Annotated in this window: 15 protein-coding genes; 3 read left to right on the forward strand and 12 right to left on the reverse strand. The window is 61.5% G+C overall.

Going from position 1 to position 17964, the window contains the following annotated elements:
* Positions 1–7 precede the first annotated feature (7 nt).
* The 3 genes from V8J83_RS16560 to V8J83_RS16570 all read right to left on the reverse strand — a co-directional run bounded on the left by V8J83_RS16560 (position 8) and on the right by V8J83_RS16570 (position 5017).
* Positions 8–2842: a calcium-binding protein gene (locus V8J83_RS16560; RefSeq protein ID WP_339987546.1), complete on the reverse strand. Its 2835-nt coding sequence runs from the start codon at positions 2840–2842 to the stop codon at positions 8–10.
* A gap of 129 nt (positions 2843–2971) precedes the next feature.
* Positions 2972–3643, reverse strand: coding sequence for an ABC transporter ATP-binding protein (locus V8J83_RS16565; RefSeq protein WP_339987547.1), 672 nt, complete (start codon positions 3641–3643; stop codon positions 2972–2974).
* A 12-nt stretch (positions 3644–3655) separates the two neighbouring features.
* The gene (locus V8J83_RS16570) at positions 3656–5017 is read right to left on the reverse strand and encodes a KpsE/RkpR family capsule polysaccharide export protein (RefSeq protein WP_339987548.1); all 1362 of its coding nucleotides are present in this window, start codon (positions 5015–5017) and stop codon (positions 3656–3658) included.
* Here V8J83_RS16570 and V8J83_RS16575 point away from each other — a divergent pair.
* Entirely contained in the window at positions 4994–5803 is an 810-nt protein-coding gene (locus V8J83_RS16575) for an ABC transporter permease (RefSeq protein WP_339987549.1), read from the forward strand. The two genes, V8J83_RS16570 and V8J83_RS16575, sit on opposite strands and share 24 nt — an antisense overlap.
* Before the next feature lie 3 nt (positions 5804–5806).
* Here V8J83_RS16575 and rlmH read toward each other — a convergent pair whose 3' ends face one another.
* Both rlmH and rsfS read right to left on the reverse strand, forming a co-directional pair.
* Complete coding sequence (gene rlmH / locus V8J83_RS16580; RefSeq protein ID WP_339987550.1) at positions 5807–6274, reverse strand: 23S rRNA (pseudouridine(1915)-N(3))-methyltransferase RlmH; 468 nt, start codon at positions 6272–6274, stop codon at positions 5807–5809.
* A gap of 7 nt (positions 6275–6281) precedes the next feature.
* Positions 6282–6698, reverse strand: coding sequence for a ribosome silencing factor (rsfS, locus tag V8J83_RS16585; protein WP_339987552.1), 417 nt, complete (start codon positions 6696–6698; stop codon positions 6282–6284).
* 314 nt (positions 6699–7012) lie between these two features.
* Here rsfS and V8J83_RS16590 point away from each other — a divergent pair, with 314 nt between their 5' ends.
* The gene (locus V8J83_RS16590) at positions 7013–10468 is read left to right on the forward strand and encodes a chromosome segregation SMC family protein (RefSeq protein WP_339987553.1); all 3456 of its coding nucleotides are present in this window, start codon (positions 7013–7015) and stop codon (positions 10466–10468) included.
* A gap of 116 nt (positions 10469–10584) precedes the next feature.
* On the opposite strand, the gene V8J83_RS16595 is transcribed toward V8J83_RS16590, so the two are convergent.
* On the reverse strand, positions 10585–11382 hold the full coding sequence (locus V8J83_RS16595; RefSeq protein WP_339987555.1) for an antitoxin Xre/MbcA/ParS toxin-binding domain-containing protein: 798 nt from the start codon (positions 11380–11382) through the stop codon (positions 10585–10587).
* 451 nt (positions 11383–11833) lie between these two features.
* On the opposite strand from V8J83_RS16595, the gene V8J83_RS16600 reads away from it, so the two are divergent.
* Entirely contained in the window at positions 11834–12241 is a 408-nt protein-coding gene (locus tag V8J83_RS16600) for a hypothetical protein (RefSeq protein ID WP_339987556.1), read from the forward strand.
* Positions 12242–12528: 287 nt separating this feature from the next.
* On the opposite strand, the gene V8J83_RS16605 is transcribed toward V8J83_RS16600, so the two are convergent.
* The 6 genes from V8J83_RS16605 to V8J83_RS16630 all read right to left on the reverse strand — a co-directional run bounded on the left by V8J83_RS16605 (position 12529) and on the right by V8J83_RS16630 (position 17893).
* Positions 12529–13368 carry a ParB/RepB/Spo0J family partition protein gene (locus V8J83_RS16605; protein WP_339987557.1) on the reverse strand — a complete coding sequence of 280 codons (840 nt, stop codon included), beginning with the start codon at positions 13366–13368 and terminating at the stop codon, positions 12529–12531.
* A 78-nt stretch (positions 13369–13446) separates the two neighbouring features.
* Complete coding sequence (locus tag V8J83_RS16610) at positions 13447–14637, reverse strand: lytic murein transglycosylase (RefSeq protein WP_339987559.1); 1191 nt, start codon at positions 14635–14637, stop codon at positions 13447–13449.
* Between the two features lie 175 nt (positions 14638–14812).
* Positions 14813–15211 (reverse strand): hypothetical protein, encoded by a 399-nt coding sequence (locus V8J83_RS16615; RefSeq protein ID WP_339987560.1) that lies wholly within the window; start codon positions 15209–15211, stop codon positions 14813–14815.
* A 62-nt stretch (positions 15212–15273) separates the two neighbouring features.
* Entirely contained in the window at positions 15274–15993 is a 720-nt protein-coding gene (locus tag V8J83_RS16620) for a hypothetical protein (RefSeq protein WP_339987562.1), read from the reverse strand.
* A 23-nt stretch (positions 15994–16016) separates the two neighbouring features.
* The gene (cbiB, locus tag V8J83_RS16625) at positions 16017–16925 is read right to left on the reverse strand and encodes an adenosylcobinamide-phosphate synthase CbiB (RefSeq protein ID WP_339987563.1); all 909 of its coding nucleotides are present in this window, start codon (positions 16923–16925) and stop codon (positions 16017–16019) included.
* Entirely contained in the window at positions 16922–17893 is a 972-nt protein-coding gene (locus V8J83_RS16630; RefSeq protein ID WP_339987564.1) for a threonine-phosphate decarboxylase, read from the reverse strand. Before V8J83_RS16630 ends, cbiB begins: the two co-directional genes overlap by 4 nt.
* Between the last annotated feature and the right edge of the window lie 71 nt (positions 17894–17964).

Genomic DNA, 17964 nt, shown 5'->3' on the forward strand with positions numbered 1-17964 from the left:
AGCCAATTCAAAAAATAAAATCACCTGAATCCAGTACCGCGGTGAAACCGGCCAGCGTGATGAAGTTTTGCGGATCGCCCTCGGCATGCAGGTATTTGTGCCCGCCTGATGACCAGATTGTCAGATCCGAGAAATCACCAACGCCGGTCAAACCCGTCAAATTCATCAGGTCGGTCCCGGATTCAAAACCAGCGATGACATCCTCTCCAAATCCATTGGCGAAGACGAAAACGTCGGAGCCGACACCGCCATCAAGGAAATCATCACCAGCTCCACCCGCCAACGTGTCGTTGCCGCCCGCCCCGATCAAAGCATCATTGCCGGAATTGCCCCAAAGATAATCGTGACCTGCATCGGCGTAGATCGTGTCATTGCCACTTCCGCCTGAAAGGACATCCGCGCCATCGCCGCCGACCAGCACGAGATTGTCGCTATAGCCAAATGCGTCGAGCGTGTCATCGCCCGTCAAACCAATGACATACTCCACTCCGCTCCAGCCGCCGATAGCCAACGCAATCCCATCCGGCGTGCGCACGACCACTTCGTCATAGCCATCACCGCCATGGACAACATCACCGTCGTCAAAAACAAAAATAAGATCGTCACCGTCCCCGGCATGCACCGTGTCGTCGCCAATTCCACCAAGAATCGTGTCCTGCCCTGCCCCACCTCTGACGCTGTCCGAACCACCACCGCCCAATAGCGTGTCGTTTCCGCTTCCACCGTGGATTGTGTCGTGGCCCGCATTGGCCCAGATGAAGATCGCTTGCCCTAGGGTGGTCGCATCGATCACATCATCGCCCGCGTTGCCCTCCATTCGGTCCAAACCGGACCAGCCGCTCAACGAGATCGTATCGCCAGCTGCGTCGAGAATAATCGCTATGTCGAAGCCAAGCACTCCCGTGTCGATCAGCAGATCACCGGTGCTGACGTAGTAAATGTCATCGCCCTCTTCACCGTCCATCGTATCCGCGCCGGAAAGGCCCAAGAGGATATCCGGGTTGTCACCGCCGTAGATCAAATCATCGCCGTCGCCACCGACAAGCGTGTCTACCCCGGCCATGCCCCAAAGCGTATCGTTTCCAGCGCCACCATTCAGCGTGTCATTGTTGATCCCACCGTCTAAACCATCGGAACCGTCACCGCCCAAGAGCGTATCATCGCCCAATCCGCCAGAAAGGCTGTCATTTTGTGCGCCACCATCTACGAAGTCCGCGCCTGCCGCGGCCATGATTGTATCGTCGCCATCCCCTGCAACGATGACATCATCAAGCGATGTGCCCTGTACATCCTGCGCACCGGAATTGCCAAATATCGCATCAAAATCAGGCGCCCTGGTGGCCGTGGGCAGAATCGCCGCCTGCACCTCGGACGAGGTCAGCATCTGGCCATTGCGGGTCGCAATCTCCAACACCTCAGACCGCCACGTCAGGATTGCTCCGGTGGCCGTGGCTTCGTAGCCAATTGCGTCCGGCTCATAAAACATCGGCCAATCACTCAGATCCAGGCGGTCCTGCCCTTGCTGAAAATCCTGGATCAGATCGCGCGCCCCATCAGCGCGCAGAATGTAGATATCCGCTCCATCCCCGCCCATGAGCGTGTCCGTACCATGGCCATCTTCGATCAGGTCTGCACCTGCGCCACCAGAGAGCACATCCGACCCGGCGCCACCGATCAGAACATCATCCAGCGTACCGCCCAATAACGCCTCGCCCTGATGAGCTGCAATTTGGGTGCCGCCTTGATTGGAAAGGTTCAGCGAAATCTCGGCTAGACCGATCTGTCCTTCGGTCGCGACGAAAACACGCAAAATATCGCCATCCATCATGGTGGCGGTGGCGGTTACATTGTCCAATCCCGTCGTCTCACCGGATGTCATCACGTCAAGCAACTGCAACCGCCCGCTTGGCAACATCGTGAACAGGGTCAGGCCGTCGTCCCCGCCGCCGGCCAACACGTAGACCTGCCCGTTGTGTTCAATTATGTCCAAGCTTTGCACTTGCCCGAAAACGGTCTCGGTCGTGTCGTTGAGATGTTCGATCGATCGCATGGATCCGTCGGCACCGATCTCCAGCACGGTCAAAGCGCCCGACTGTCCCTGCCCATCATTCGGGGCAGACGCTACAATCATGAAGACCTTCCCACCGAGCGTCACCAATGCACTGTCGGTGGGCGTCATGATCCCGAGCCCCTCATTCACGCCCATGTTGGACGTGTTGAAAAGCTGGTTTGCCGGATCGATGTAAAAGACTGAGAGTCCGCCGTCCGTTTGACTGACGCTTGCCATGAACTCGATGCCGTCCACATCGAACGTTTCGATTGCAATTGCACCGCTGACGTAGGTTTGCGCGGTGTCGTTGAGGGTGATCTGCTGGGTCAGTGTGCCATTGGCCGATATCGCATAGCCTTGTATCTCAGCCGCCGCTTCACATGCCATGAACAGCATATCCGACCCCCATTGCGAAAGCTCAATTGAACGATCGTTGGAAGCATTGACCCCAGTCATCAGGGTACTGGGCTCAAAACCCGTATTGGTGAGCTCGAACAAGCGCACGTCTTGCGAACCCGAGGCTGCGACCGCGAGCGATAACGTTCCATTTGTCTCGATCAGGGTGAGGTTGCGCAGGACACTATCGGACCAGGCAGCATCGAAATGTGCAAAGTCGCTGAGGCCGATTGTGCCCGATACCCCAAGGTCATAGGCCGTCAGTCCGCCGAACGGGCCAGAAGTTGCGTAAAGCATCGGCCCGTCAGCGCCGTCGATCACCAAAATGTCGGTGATCCCTGTGTCCAAACTGCTTTGGCCGGATGAAAATCGGCCCTCGAATACCAACTGAGGCATCACTCGTAATCCCATGTCGTCTGAGGACAACATGGCGGCGATGTGGGATCAGGCTGTGGAGCAAACGCGGCGGAAGGGCGAAGAATCGGGGCGGAAGGGCGAACATCCCCTCAATTTTTCCAGGCGGTGTTAAGCTTCCTCGGGGCGGCGCATCAACGTACTGCGATGTACCTCAATCGCCTCATCGAGGTCGGAAAAGTAATGCAAACGCCCATCTTCAAGCACAAGCGCATGGTCACAATAGGCGCGTAATTCGCTCAGATTATGATTTACCATGATTGCCCCGGCATTCTGCATCCGATCGCGAAACACAGCCTTGCTCTTTTGCCGGAAGGAGGCGTCGCCAGCACCGGTCACCTCATCGACAAGATACGTATCGAATGCAATTCCCATCGAAAGCCCGAAGGTTAGACGCGCCCGCATGCCTTGGCTGTAAGTTCGGACCGGCATTCGGAAATGAGGGCCGAGCTCCGCAAAGTGTTGCACGAAATCGGCAAGCTCATCGGTATCCACACCGTAGATGCGCGCGATAAATCTTGTGTTCTGTGCACCGGTCAACTGCGGATGGAATGATCCGGCAAATCCCACAGGCCAACTGATCGACCCTTCGCTGATCACGCGCCCGACATCGGGCCGCATATTGCCGGCGATGATCTGCATCAGGGTGGATTTGCCCGCCCCGTTGCGGCCGAGCAAGGCCAAAGACTGACCCGATGGGATGGTCAGGTTCAGGTTTCGGATCACCGGGCGGCGCCGCCCGTTCACAACGAAGCTCTTTGACAGGTTCTCGAAACGGATCATTCGCTTACGGCCTCACTGCCGATCCCGAATCGAATACACAATCAGCGCAAGGATCGACCAGGCGATGAGTAAGAACAACGCGGCCTGGGCGAGGATCATCCTGTTGCGCGGGAATTCTGGCCCGTCGGGAAGCGTCGGCTCAATGTAGACGGCCAGATAGCGGCTTTGCCGTGCCGCATTGGTGCGCGCCGTATCGAGCGCCGCAACGGAGAGGCGATGATTGGTTTCCGCCAATTCCCTGGCAGCAACCAGGCTCTCGTGCTCCGTCATCACGTCGGTATAGTCGCGGCCGACTTCGCCGGGTTCCTGCACCATGAAAAGGGCCCGCTCCTCATCGATACGTCCCTGGATCGCCTCGACGCGCTGGCGTAGCTGACGCAGGCGCGCGTCAGCCATATTGGAGGTGTTTGCGCTGCGCAGGTCGTAATCAACCAACGCCTCGGCAAGCTGTTCCTGCAGGTTGGCTACGACACCCAACCGCCCTTCAAGGTCCGAGCTCGGGTCAATCAACTGCGTCTGGCTGCGAAAATTGGCCAGATCACTTCGGGCGCGCACAAGGCGCTGCGTCACGCGTTCCAGTTCCTCTTCGGCAAAGCGAATCGTATCGGCATGCAGCGCATCATTCAGAGTATTGAGAAGGATCTGGCTCTCCTCGAGAATCGTCTGCGTGATCGACATCGCAGTCTCAGGATCGAAGGCCCGCACATGGACCTGCATCAAGGCCGAGGCGCGGTCGTAATTCACCTGAACATTGCGCTGCCAGTACTCGAGGAATTGCCCAACCGTCGCATCAGGCGGCAGGGCAAAAATCGGATCCACCTCATATGTTTGGGCATAATGGGCACGAAGATCGGTACGCTCCAGCAAGCGTTCTGCAAGCGCCCGGCTGGCAATGAACTCGTTGAGGATGTCTGCATCCGGTTCCGAGCGCGCAATGGTGACCTGCGCTGCCGCTCCGGGGCGCAGCGGGGATCCCTGCATCTCGTTCGTGCGGACTGTAAATCCGACGGTCGAGGCATATTGCGGCGTCGCATGTTCCTCCAGATAGAACGCCACTGCCGCGAACGGCACCACCACCAGCACCAAGAACGACAGGATCTGCCCCCAATGGCGGAACCGCATCTTTGCGGGCCCGACAGTGGCGCGCACCTGGATCACCTTGGACCGCTCCGGCACAGCACCCGCCATCGCGGCGGCGGCGATCTTGGCAGCTGCATCTTCGTCGTCCACCAGTTTCGGTATCGGCCTTGCTGACATGATGCCCCCAGTCTTCATCACTTGTTGACGAGAGCCATAGATACTGAGTCCCGTTAATTCCGGATGAATGCCCCTCAGAATGTGAGCCCCCGTGTGATCAGCAACGTCAAAGCCCAACCCGCCGCGCTGCCGACCGGCACGTTGCAACGTGCGGCCCGCGCAACCCTCGCCCTGATGCTCCGCGAAATGTCGACACGCTACGGGCGTTCTCCCGGCGGCTACGTCTGGGCCGTGCTGGAGCCAATCGGCGCCGTCATCGTGATCTCGGTCGCCCTGCAATTCCTGATCCGGGTACCACCGCTGGGAACATCTTTTCTGCTGTTCTACGCGTCAGGCTACCTTGCGTTTTACCTTTACAACACGTTGCAGCAGCACATCAGCCTGGCGCTGACCTTTTCCAAACCGCTGCTTATGTACCCGGCCGTGTCATGGATCGACGCGGTCTTGGCGCGATTCATCCTCAACACACTCACCGGTTTCGGAGTTGTCGCCATCGCGATGACCGGGATCATCTGGTGGACCGGGACCACCACCCCTCTCGACCTGACTGCGATCCTCGGCGCACTTGCGATGATGGCGGCTCTCGGCCTCGGTCACGGTACGCTCAATTGCGCGCTTGTGGGCCTTTTTCCGGTTTGGGCGCAGATCTGGAGCATCCTAAGCCGTCCACTTCTGGTGGCCGCCGGCGTCTTTTTCATTGTCGAGGATTTGCCGCAAAATGCGCAGGATGTGCTGTGGTGGACCCCATGGATCCACGCCACCACCTTGTTCCGGCAAGGCGTCTATCAATCTTACCAACCGGATTTCGTATCCCTGACGCTGGTCGCGCTCTGGGCGTTGATCCCGCTCTTTTTCGGCCTGCTGCTGCTCCGGCGGCACCGGCAGGATATCCTGATGCAATAGCGTCTACACGCGGTGGTATGGCGCGCCCGACAGGATGGAAGCGGCCCGATATAGCTGCTCGGACAGCATCACGCGTGCCAGCATGTGTGGCCACACCATCTTGCCGAACGAAATCGCCAGACTGGCCTGCGCCCGAAATCCCGGATCCGTGCCGTCCGCGCCGCCGATCACCAAAGCCAAATCACCGGCCCCAAGATCACGCTGCGCGCCAAGTCGCTTCGCAAACTCTGGCGAGGTCATGACGTCGCCGCGTTCATCCATCACCCAGAAGGCTTCGCAGGGCAATGCACGCCGCAGCAGTTCCGCCTCTGCCGCCATACCTCCGCCCTTGCGATCCTCGACCTCCACAACACGACCAAGCGTCAGCCCAAGGCCGCGCCCCATCTTGTCGTACCGATTGAGATAATCGTCGATCAGCGTCTTTTCCGCCCCACCCTTCAAGCGGCCGACAACGCAAAGATGTACCTTCACCCGCTGATCATGTGGCCGCCGGAGGCTGCCACATCTTCTCGAGTTGATAGAATTCGCGCACCTCGGGCCGAAACACGTGGACGATCACATCCGCCGTGTCGATCAGAACCCAATCGCCCGCATCCTTGCCCTCCATCTTCGCGTTCAGGCCAAATTCGGCCTTCAACCGCTCGACAAGCTTTTCCGAAATCGCCGAGACCTGCCGGGTCGATCGCCCGGAGGCCACGACCATGTAGTCGGCGATCGAAGATTTGCCGCGCAGGTCGATCTGCACGATGTCTTCGGCCTTGTCGTCATCAAGTGAGGTCAGGATCCGCTCCAACAGCGCTTCGCTGGTGTAAGTCGGTTCGGGGCGCGCATGTCGCGCACTCGGTGCAGCGGTCTGGCCCGCCTGAGTAAGTCCGGTCAGGACCTTATCCTCCATGGCTCACGCGCCTGACACCCCGGCGCCGGGTCACACGCAGAATAACACTGCGCCGTGCGCTTCTCAACTATGCGCATTTCATGGTCATGCAAGTGTTGCGCGGGCCTATGTCGAACGTCCAACTCGTTGAACCGCCGCAGCGCCCTACTGCTCGTGCGCTGCGGCACGAGCACTCATATATCTAGGCCAAGATCTCATATCTTGGGGATAACCCGCTGGATACTACGATATGCGGTCCCGCATTATTGACTCGCGGCACCCCGGTCCGGACACTGGCACCCCATAAGAATCGCGGCAAACAAGGCAGGCATCCCGTGCGTTTTTCCAAGCTCAGACTCAACGGATTCAAATCCTTTGTGGATCCCACCGATCTTGTGATCGCCGATGGCCTGACCGGTGTGGTCGGCCCGAATGGCTGCGGGAAATCCAATCTTCTCGAGGCCTTGCGCTGGGTTATGGGGGAAAATCGGCCCACGGCGATGCGCGGCGCAGGCATGGAAGATGTGATCTTCGGGGGCGCTGCCACACGCCCGGCTCGCAACTTCGCCGAGGTTTCGCTGCAGATCGACAACACTGACCGCCTTGCGCCCGCCGGCTTCAACGAAGAGGACCAGATCGACATTGTGCGCCGGATCACCCGCGACGCCGGAAGTGCCTATAAACTCAACGGAAAAGACGTCCGCGCCCGCGATGTGTCGATGTTGTTTGCGGATGCATCCACCGGTGCGCACAGCCCCGCTCTGGTCCGTCAGGGGCAAATTTCAGAGCTGATCAACGCTCGCCCCAAAGCGCGGCGGCGCGTCCTGGAAGAGGCTGCTGGTATCTCCGGTCTCTACCAACGTCGGCACGAAGCAGAGCTGAAACTGAAAGCCGCCGAGACCAACCTGGCACGAATTGACGACGTCCTCGAACAGCTTGCAAATCAGCTCAACGCTTTGGCACGGCAAGCAAAACAGGCAGCGCGCTACCGTGAAATCGGCTCTGAACTTCGCCTTGCCGAAGGGCTGTTTCTTTTCTTGCGGTGGCGCGATGCGGACAATGCGCGTTTGCGGGCCGAAGAGGCGCTGCGCGATGGTTTGACCACAGCCGCTCAGGCCGAAGCGGCCGCACGCGATGCGGTAAAGGCCCGCGAAGCCGCCGAAGAGGCCCTGCCACCGTTGCGTGAGGAAGACGCTGTCGCCGCTGCGATCCTGCAACGCCTGCTGGTTGAACGCGATTCGTTGCAGGCCGAAGCCGAACGCGCCGAAGCTGCTGTAGACACCCTGACTGCCCGCATCGCGCAGATCGACAAGGATCGCGAGCGTGAAGAGACCCTGAACGCCGATGCCAGCGACACGGTGGAGCGCCTGCGCACCGAGCGGGTCGAGCTTCAGGCCAAGCAAGACGGTCAGGATGAGCGCCTCGCGCTGGCCCGGGACGAAGTGACCGACGCCCGCAGCGTTTTGGCCGGCCAAGAAGCAGAACTTTCTGACCTGACAGAACAATCCGCAGCACTAGCCGCGCGGCACCAAGCCATCGAACGTCGGATCGGCGAGGCCGAGAAGGCTGTCGCCCGCAACGAGTCCGACGCTGCCACCGCGACCCAAGCGGCCACCGAAGCCGAGACCCGTCTGGAGGCGCTCAAACGCGAGGCGTCCGAAGCCGCCGACGCGTTGGTTCGCGCCACAGACCTTGCTGCCCGCGCGGAAGAAACGCTGCTCGCGACCGAAGCCAGCCGTGCCGAAGCCCAAATCACCGAGGCCGACGCCCGTTCAGCCCGATCCGAGGCCGAAGGGCGCGCTGGAACGCTTGATGCGGAAGTGTCGGCGCTGGCCCGCGTGCTTGAGCGCGACCGCGGCGATGGCGGCCAGGTTCTTGACGAAGTCAGCGTGTCACCCGGATTCGAGGCCGCGATCGGCGCCGCTTTGGCCGATGACCTGAAAGCGGCGCGCGCCACGGCACCGGGCACCACGGGTTGGTCTGATTTGCCAAGCTACGACGACGCCGCGTCGCTGCCCCATGGCGTTCAGCCCGCAACCGATGTGACAAAGGCCCCGGGTGTTCTGACCCGCCGTCTGTCCCAGATCGGCATTATTGACGCCGTCGACGGCGCTCGGCTTCAGCCGATGTTGCAACCGGGACAACGCCTTGTCAGCCGCGATGGGGACCTCTGGCGTTGGGACGGCTTTGCCGTCGCGGCCGCCGATGCTGTATCTACTGCCGCGCGTCGTTTGGAGCAGGCCAATCGCCTGACAGAGCTGCAGGTCGAGCAGGCCAAGGCGCGTCGGGCTGCGGATGAGGCCGGTAAAGCCCATGATACGGTTTCGACCCGCCTGAATGAGCTGACCGAGGCCGACAAGGCGGCGCGGACCGCACGGAGGGATGCGGAAACGCAATTGAGCCAGACCAGCCGGGCTGCAGCGCGGGCCGAAGCGGATCAGAGCGTGTTGGACGGCAAGCTGGAAACGCTTCGCCTGACAGCGGCCCGCCACGCAGAAGAGGCCGAATCCGCTCGGGCAGAGTTGGTCCGGGCGCAGGATTCACTGGCCGAGCTCGATGACCTGGACGCCGTGCGCCAGAAACTTGCCGATGTGAAGACCACGGTCGAGGCCGCGCGCATGACGATGTTGGCCAAGCGCGCCGCCTTTGATGAGGTCAAGCGCGATGGTGAAGATCGCGTGTCGCGCATCTCCAAGATCGGGCAGGACATCACCTCTTGGCAGAACCGGCTGACCAATGCCGCAACGCGGTTGGCCGAGTTGGAAAAGCGGCGCGCGGAGGCCGAGGCATCCTTGGCTGACGCGCGGCAGAAGCCGGGCGAGATTGCGCAGCGGCGCGAGAGTTTGGCCGCTCAGATCACGGAGGCGGAGGCGCGCAAGGCTGCGGCGGCCGATGCGCTTTCGGTTGGCGAGTCGAACCTGCGGGCGGCGACGGCGGCAGAGCGCGATGCCGAACGGGCCGCGTCGGAGGCCCGCGAAGGGCGTGCAGCGGCGGAAGCGCGGCGGGATGCGGCGGCGGAAGCGGTGCAGGCGGCGGCGGAGCGGATTGCGGAGGATACGGAGATGTCGCCGGAAGACTTGCGCGAAAGCCTGGGCGATTTGCCGGAGCCTTTGCCGACGCTGGACCGGATCGAGGCGGATGTGATGCGGTTGCGGCGGCAGCGGGATGCGCTTGGCGCGGTGAACCTGCGGGCGGAGGAAGATGCGCGCGAGGTTCGGGAGGAGCATGACGGGCTTTTGTCGGAGAAAGAGGATCTGGAAGCGGCGATTGCGAAGCTGCGGACGGGGATCGCGTCGCTGAACAAGGAAGGGCGGGAGCGGTTGTTGAAAGCGTTCGACGAGGTGAACGCGAACTTCTCGAAACTGTTCACGCACCTGTTTGGGGGCGGGGAAGCGCGGTTGGTGCTGGTGGAGAGCGATGATCCGCTGGAGGCGGGGCTGGAGATTTTGTGTCAGCCGCCGGGCAAGAAACTCAGCACGCTGTCGCTTCTTTCGGGGGGGGAGCAGACGTTGACGGCGTTGGCGCTGATCTTTGGGGTGTTCCTTGCGAACCCGGCGCCGATCTGCGTGCTGGACGAGGTCGACGCGCCGCTGGACGATGCGAACGTGAACCGGTTCTGCGACATGCTGGATGAGATGACGCGGCAGACGAATACACGGTTCCTGACGATCACCCACCACGCGGTCACGATGGCGCGGATGGACCGGCTGTTCGGGGTGACGATGGGCGAGCAGGGCGTGAGCCAGCTTGTGTCCGTCGACCTGAAAAAAGCCGAGGCTCTGGTGGCCTGAGGGGGTGGTTGCAAGGTTGCAACCGGGTGTTAAGTGTTGGGGATTGTTGGGGAAAGTGGATTTTGTTAGGGTGTTGTTAGGGAGTTTAGCGGTCTCAGTTTGGTACCGGACCCAATTCAGTAACTCTTGTGCTTGTTGCTATCCTTTGCGCTCTTGTAGTCTCGGATATAGGCAAACACCCGTTCCGCACCTTCATCAGTTTCAATCAAATCAATTGGCCGCATCCCTTCAAGCCAGCTATTTTCTTCTCGCGCCCACTTCATAATCGCATTGTCTTTTCCAAGAACAGGGCGCGCCAAATCGAGCAGTGTCTTCAGATGGTCTGGCCTAGCATACCATGAATATGGTCTGACGGAGGCCCGGCGACCACCATGCACCACATCCGGCAACTGGGATTGCCGAAGTTCATCTTCAGTAATGTATCGCCTTACCCAGTGTGCTCTTTGGCTCAAATCTGTGTTTGCTTGACGTTCGATTTTCTGACTTTCGTTGGATTTTCTTGTGGGTACCACTAGCCCTCGAACAGTTTCTGGGCAGCGGATTTCCAGCATCTCAAAGGCTGGAACAAGATCAGTGTCGTTGGTGACCAGGACGACTTGATCAACCTCTCCGCGTACTGCATCGTCGAACATCTGCAGCGCGATGCTGACGTCTGAACGCTTCTCCTCAATCTTCCAGACCTGAACTTTTTCGCAGTCCTTTGGGAGCCGCTTTGGGTCGTCATCGGAGACTAGGGCTTGTTTGCCTTTGTAAAGCGCATAGCCACCGAGCACGATTTCTACTCGGGTATTCAAGTGTTTGGTCAGCGCGTTGTGATATTGGGCTTGCGACGAAACGGAGTCTGCCCCTTTGGCTGCGCTCTCCACGATCTTCGCGGTGAAGTATTTGACTGCACTTTCTGTCACCAACTCCATGTCCGCAGGTTCAGCACTTGGTTGTGGCCGGAAGAGTACTGTTGGCAATATCCTGTCTTCGAAAAGAGACAGTACATCCAGCCATTTGAAGGGTGATTTCGTCAGGCAACCGTAGTAGAGATTGTATCCGTCAATGTAGACGCGAGTACGTAACTTCAGAACGCTGCCCTCAAAATAAAAAAACCGGCTATCGCCGGCTTTTTACCCCTACTCTTTGGAGTCCAAGCCTCACAGAGCGCAGGGTTAGTTGTTGAATTACAGATGACATCGTTTCCTGGAATTGCAACAAGCAAACCAAAACACGAAGCGCAATAATGTAACCTCAGGAATATATTCCTGAGGTTACATTATTTTGATCGGCCTGTCAAGTGTTGTAAGGCACTGGTTTTGCGGGCTTGTTTCTTGCGTCAAGTTATACTATTTGTTGCAGAAATTGAAGTGCAACACACAAATGTCAGATAAGCTTACCTATTTTGAGAAGCGTCTCACACGAGAGCTGGAGGATATTGAGACCAAGATTCAAGGTCTCGAGGACGAGCGTCGCGCATTAAGTAGGCAACTCGCCAAGGCTCGCGCAGAGCGGGAGGGGCTAAAATTCACCACAAGAAAGAACAGCGCGAACCGCGTTTTGGCAGAGAACGCCATTTTGCAAACGCTTAGAGAGTCAAAAAGCGCTGTATCCACGCAAGTTCTGTTTCGTGAAGCACGTCTTACAAATTTTGATCTCAAGGAGACTACCTTCCGTTCATACCTTCATAGAATGAAAAAACGTGGCGATATTCGAACCTCAGGTGGGGTCGGTTATTGGGAGATTGCTCATCTGCAATCTAGCGATGACACCGAACGTCCGCGTGCTTAGCTGATCGGCGGGTCCTAGTCACGCTTCATGATTTCCAAGCACATCCCACAGAACAAGCGATGCACCAAGACTAGCCAAATCGCCGTGCCGGGGGGGCCTTCTCGGCATCTTTTTCTGAGAAAAAGAGCCTGTCAGGCAATGGGCCCGTCGATGGGCAGCGCGCTTGCGCGCTTGTTCTGCCCCGGTGCGTTGAGCGGGTGTTGTGCGGCGGTTCGACGGCCTAGCCTTCTCGGCAGACTTTGCTTTGCAAAGTCGCCTGTCAGGCTTCGGGCAGGCTTCGCCTACCCTTACCCCTGCCTACGCCCAAAATTATCCTCCACGTAATCCATGATGTCCTCCATCAGCGGGCCCTTCGCGGTCTTGCCCGTGAACACCAGATTCCAGCCGTCTTTCGTGCGCTCTCGTCTCACGGTCAGGTCGTCTTGCACGCGGGTGGCGTAGCGGGGCTGACCTTTCTTGTATTGGAGGCGCGGGGCGCGGGCCTCGGCTTCGGCGTCGTCCATGATGGAGGACAGGAGGCTCCATTGGACCGCGGGGGATTTATCGGAGGATTCCTGTAGCGCGAGGGTCATGACGTCGCCCATGCCTGCGCGCAGGTTGGTGGCGAGCCGCATGAGTTTTTGTTGGGACAGGCCGCGCGGGTCGGTCAAGGCGTGATCGCCGAAGTGGGCGACGACCTCGGCAATGGCGCGGAGGCGCGACCGGCGGGTTTTGTCGTAGGTGGGGAAGAGGCGGGGGATGGCCTCGTCGAGGGTGGCGAAGAGGCCCGCGTCGATGGCAGTGAGGGTGATGCGCGCTCGCTCCCACGGGGTGATGTCGGCGCGGATCTCGTTCTCCTCGATCATGCTGGCCATTGCGGAGGCGCCGTCGGCGGGGGTGCGCAGGAAGGCGGGGATGGTGGGCAGGCCGAGGTCGCGGTGCGCGGCAAGGCGGCGGAAGCCGGAGATCAGGCCGTATTGGTGGCCGGTGTCGCAATTGGCCGCGAAGACTTCGATCGGCATGCGCAGGCCATGGGCGGCGATGGAGAGCGACAGATCGGAGAGCGCGGTGGCGTCAACGGCGGTGCGGTCGCGCGGGAGGGCGTTTTCGTCGATCTGGGAGAGGGGGATGTGGTGGATGTCGTGCATGTTGGCCGATCCTTCTGCGGGGGGGCGAGAAGGATCGGCTGGTTCGGTTAGCGAAGGGTTAATGGGGCGTGCGGTGGGTCAGAGCGCGTTGAGGAGTGCGGTGGTGGGCCAGGCGTCGGCGGGCAGGCCCAGGCGGCGCTGTTCCTCGCGGGTGGCGGCGCGGGTGCCTGCACCGAGGATGCCGTCGATTTCGCCGACGTCATGGCCACGGGCGGCGAGCGCGGTTTGCAGGCGGCGCATCTGGTCACCGTTGAGGCCCGGATCGGGGTTGCGGGCATCGAAGACGGGCGCGCCTTCGAGGCGGGTGGCGAAATAGGCGGCGGTCATGACGTAGGTGAACGATTGGTTCCATTCGAACAGCACCGAGAAGTTCGGGTAGGCGATGAAGGCCGGCCCGTTGCGCCCCTGCGGGATGATGATGGAGGCCTGGGTGGAGGGCATCGGAAGGGCGCCGCCCGCGCGGGCCTGCACGCCGTCGGCTTGCCATTCGGCGACGGTGCGCGTGGTGTGGATGCCGGTTTGGTACCAGTCGAGATCGGACGGAAGGGTGACTTCGATGAGCCACGGCTCATTCGGGCGCCACCCCAGCGACGACAGGATATTGGCGCCGGACATGAGCGCATCGGGGGCGGAGGTTTGCAGGTAGACGTGGCCGTCGCCGTCACCGTCGATGCCGAAATTCACGATGTCTTCGGGGAGCATCTGGACCATGCCGATTTCACCGGCCCAGGCGCCCTGGGTGTTCACGGGGTCGAAATCGCCCATCTCGAACAGTTCAAGCGCGCCGAAGACCTCGGGGCGGAAGAGTTCCGGGCGGCGGCAATCGTAGGCGAGCGTCACGAGGCTATCGAGGGTGTTGTAATCGCCCTGGAACGCGCCGTAGTCGGTCTCGAACGCCCAGAAGGCCAGAAGGATGCCCTGCGCGACGCCGAAACGGTTTTCGATCTCGGCGAAGGTGGCGGCCTGCCGGTCGGCGTTGCGGCGACCGTTGTCCATGCGGCTTTGGGAGATCAGGCGACGGGCAAACTCGGTGAACGGCACGGTGAAGATGCCCTGACGGCGATCGGCATCCAGCGCGCGCTGATAGAACGACGCGTGGCGGAAGAAGGCGTCGATGGACTCGGCGGAATGGCCCCGCTCGGCGGCCTCGGCCCGCAGACCTTGGACAAATTGCCCGAAATCGCCGCCACAGGGCGCCTCTTGGGCCTGGGCGGTGGCGGTGGTGCCGAGTGTGAGGGATAGGAACAGCGGGGCGAGAAAACGACGCATGTGAAAAGACCCTGTGTGTGAAGCGTTTGCGCGGAAGATACAGGGTGCGGTGGTTGAGGCAAGGGGGCCGTGCCGGTTGGGTTTATGAGGCGGGGTCGCGTGTGGTTTTGCGGCCTTGGGATTTGGGTTTTTTTGGCAACATGAAAGGGCCGCGGGGGGGGGCGCGGCGTTTGGGTCACGCGTCGGGCCAGTCTTTCCAGAGGTGGCGTTTGTTTTGGTAGTTGGGCGGGCGGAAGGCGTCGGGGATCAGGCAGAGGCAGCCGAGGACCCAATAGGCGACGGCCAGACCGATGGCTCCGGCCATGAAGGTGTGTGCGCCGTGGGAAAACACCGTGTCGTTTTCGCCCGGCGCCAAGAAGCTTGGGATGTAGCCCTCCCAGATCAGGTCCCGGAGGCCGGATTCCGACAGCATGGCGAAAATGATCCAGCCGGTCAGGCCAGGAATGAAAAAGAGAAAGACAAAATATGGGCCGAGGGCCAAGTTGGGATGTGGGTTCTTGAATTGCCTCATGAAACGCTGCGTCTGCCGGTCGACGAAGCGAAAATACCAGGTGAAGGCGCGCAGGAGTTTCATCGGATGAGGGGATGGAAGAAAATCGTGGCGAGACATTGGCCGAACCGGGGGCCTTGACCGGGTCACTTCCGCGCAAACATGTGCCGGACGTGTCGCCCGACCCGGCCCATGATCTGACCCATGCCGCCCTTGACCCAAGCACCGCTTTCCAGCGTCACGGGGCCTTTGGGCGTTTCCAGATCGAGGCGCAGGGACGGCGCGCCGGGGGTGGCGCGCAGGCCGAGACCCAGCCCATCGAGCAGGCGGTTGAGCGGCGGCACCTCCCAATGGGTCAGGTGCAGCGCGGTGGCGAGGCATTGCGGGTCACGCGCGACGGGGTAGACCGGCGGCACATCGTGGCAGGTCAGGAAGGGGCGGGTCATGTCTTCGCCCGGCCCCATGCGACCAACTTTCATGGATTGCCTGAACCCATCGACGTCGATGTGGTGGGCCTGTACCACTTCGACGGGATGGTTCAGTTGCGCCACCAAGTCGGAGGCGATGTCGAAATCGCGCACCTGCACCGACCAGATGATCAGCTCGGGCAGGCGCAGTTTGGACAGTTCCGCACCGAGATGGTTGAGGCCCTTGTGGTCCGGGTTGGGGGCGATCACCTCTATCACCGCGCCGGAATGGGTGTGGAGCACGGCGGAGAGGTTCGGGGCATCATCGGGGGCGGGAAGCGGCATGGCCATCAGCCCGGTCTTGTCATGCAGGAAGGCGATGCCCGCCTCCAGCGTCGGCGCGCCGAGGCCGATGTTTTCGAATTCAGTGGCGCCGAAGGGGGTCAGGAGAGCGGGCATTTCGGATTTCGCATGGGACGGGATCAGAGGAGGGTGAGCGCGAGGATGAGACCTAGCGCGAGGGCCCACACCCGCCAGAGCACGGCCACGGCGGCGGTGATGTCGGCGGGGGTGGCGGCGCGGGTGCCGGAGGGGTTCATTTCGGGATCGGTGGTCAGTTCGCCGCCATAGGCGCGCGGGCCGGACAGTGACAGGCCGAGGGCGGCGGCCATGGCGGCTTCGGGCCAGCCGGCGTTGACGGAGCGGTGTTTGGGGCCGTCCCGGGCGGCGGTTTTGAGCGCCCTTGGTTTGGTTGTGAGCGCGATCAGGAGGGCGGTGAGCCGCGCGGGGAAGTAGTTGAGCGCATCGTCAAGGCGGGCGGCGGCCCATCCGAAATCGGCGTGGCGCGGGGTGCGGTGGCCGATCATGGAATCGGCGGAGTTGATGATCTTGTAGGCGAGGATGCCCGGCAGGCCCGCGACGAGAAACCAGAAGGCGGGGGCCACGACACCGTCCGACAGGTTCTCGGCGGCGGATTCGATGGCGGCGCGGGCGACGGCGTTTTGGTCGAGTTGGTCGGGGTCACGGCCCACGATCATCGACACGGCGCGGCGGCCTTGGGGCAAGGAGGCGCGCAGGGCGGTGGCGACGGCGGCGACATGGTCCACGAGGCTGCGTTGCGCGAGCAGGATCGCGGTGAGGATCAGGGACCAGAGCCAGCCGAGGGGCAGGGATTGGATCACGAGGCCAAGGGCGACGGCGAGGGCAAGGAGGGTGGCCGCGGTGGCGAGACCCTTGAGCCTGCGCGCGGCGCCGCGGTTGAGGCGTCTGTCGCAGAGATCGACGAGGCGGCCCATGAGGACGGCGGGATGGGGGGCGCGCGACCAGAGCCATTTCGGTTCGCCCAGCGCCGCGTCGAGCGCCATGGCGACGGCGAGAAGTGTTGCGGTCACAGGGCGGCTTCGAGTTGGGCCCAATCGGCGTCGGATCCCGGAAGGCCGATGCGCATCCAGGTTTCGGAATAGGGGAAAACGCGGGTCCAGACATGCGCGCGGGCGAGCTTGGCCTGCCAATCGGCGGCGCGGCCGGGCATCGCGTAGGTGCGGAACAGATCGGTGCCGCCGACGAGGCTTGCGCCAAGTGTGTCGAGCCGCGCGTCCAGGCGGGCGGCATCGCGGGCGAGGCGGATCCGCGTGGCATCGGCCCAGTCGTCATCGCCCAGCGCACGCGCACCGATTTCAAGCGCGGGGCCGGCGACGGGCCAGGGACCCAGCAGATCATCGAGCCGCCCGATGGTGCGCCGTTGCCCGATGGCAAATCCGAGGCGCAGACCGGCAAGGCCCCAGAACTTGCCGAAGCTTTTCAGGACAATCGTGCCCGGCTTGGCGGTCTGGTCGATGCGCGATTGCTCGGGGCAGGTGTCGCAGAAGCTTTCGTCGATGATGGTCAGCTCGGTGTCGCTTTTGGGAACATCGGGCCAGAGGCGGCCATCGGGATTGTTGGGATGGACGTAAACATGGACCGGCATCTCGGCATCATCGGCGGACACCAGGCGCTTGCGGGCGGCGAAGGCGGCGGCGTGTTCGTTGTAGGTCGGGCCGGGGATATAAGCGCTGGTCGCGAAGGTCAGGTCGGGGATCCGCGCGATCAGGGAGGACGCGCCGGGCGCTGCGATGATCTGCGCGCTGTCGGGGACGTTCCAAAACCGGCGCGCGGCCAGGAGCAGGGCATCGGTCGCGGTGTCATCGGGCAGGCGATTCCACGCATCGGCGGAGATGTCATGCAGCGGATAGGGCCGCGGGTTGATCCCGGTGGACAGGTCAAGCCAATCGGCACGCTGCCCGCCATATCGGGCCATCGCCGCATCAAGTCCGCCGCCATGGTCGCGGGGTTCATTCTCAGCTTTGAGGGCTACGTTCATGCCCTAGTTTGAAACCCGATTTTCCGCGACCTGCAAGGCTTTGTGCGTTTTCGCAAGTTTACCGCAAGTGG

Origin of the sequence: Gymnodinialimonas ulvae, from assembly GCF_037543845.1 — a bacterium.
In the GTDB taxonomy this organism is placed as follows: Bacteria; Pseudomonadota; Alphaproteobacteria; order Rhodobacterales; family Rhodobacteraceae; genus Gymnodinialimonas; species Gymnodinialimonas ulvae.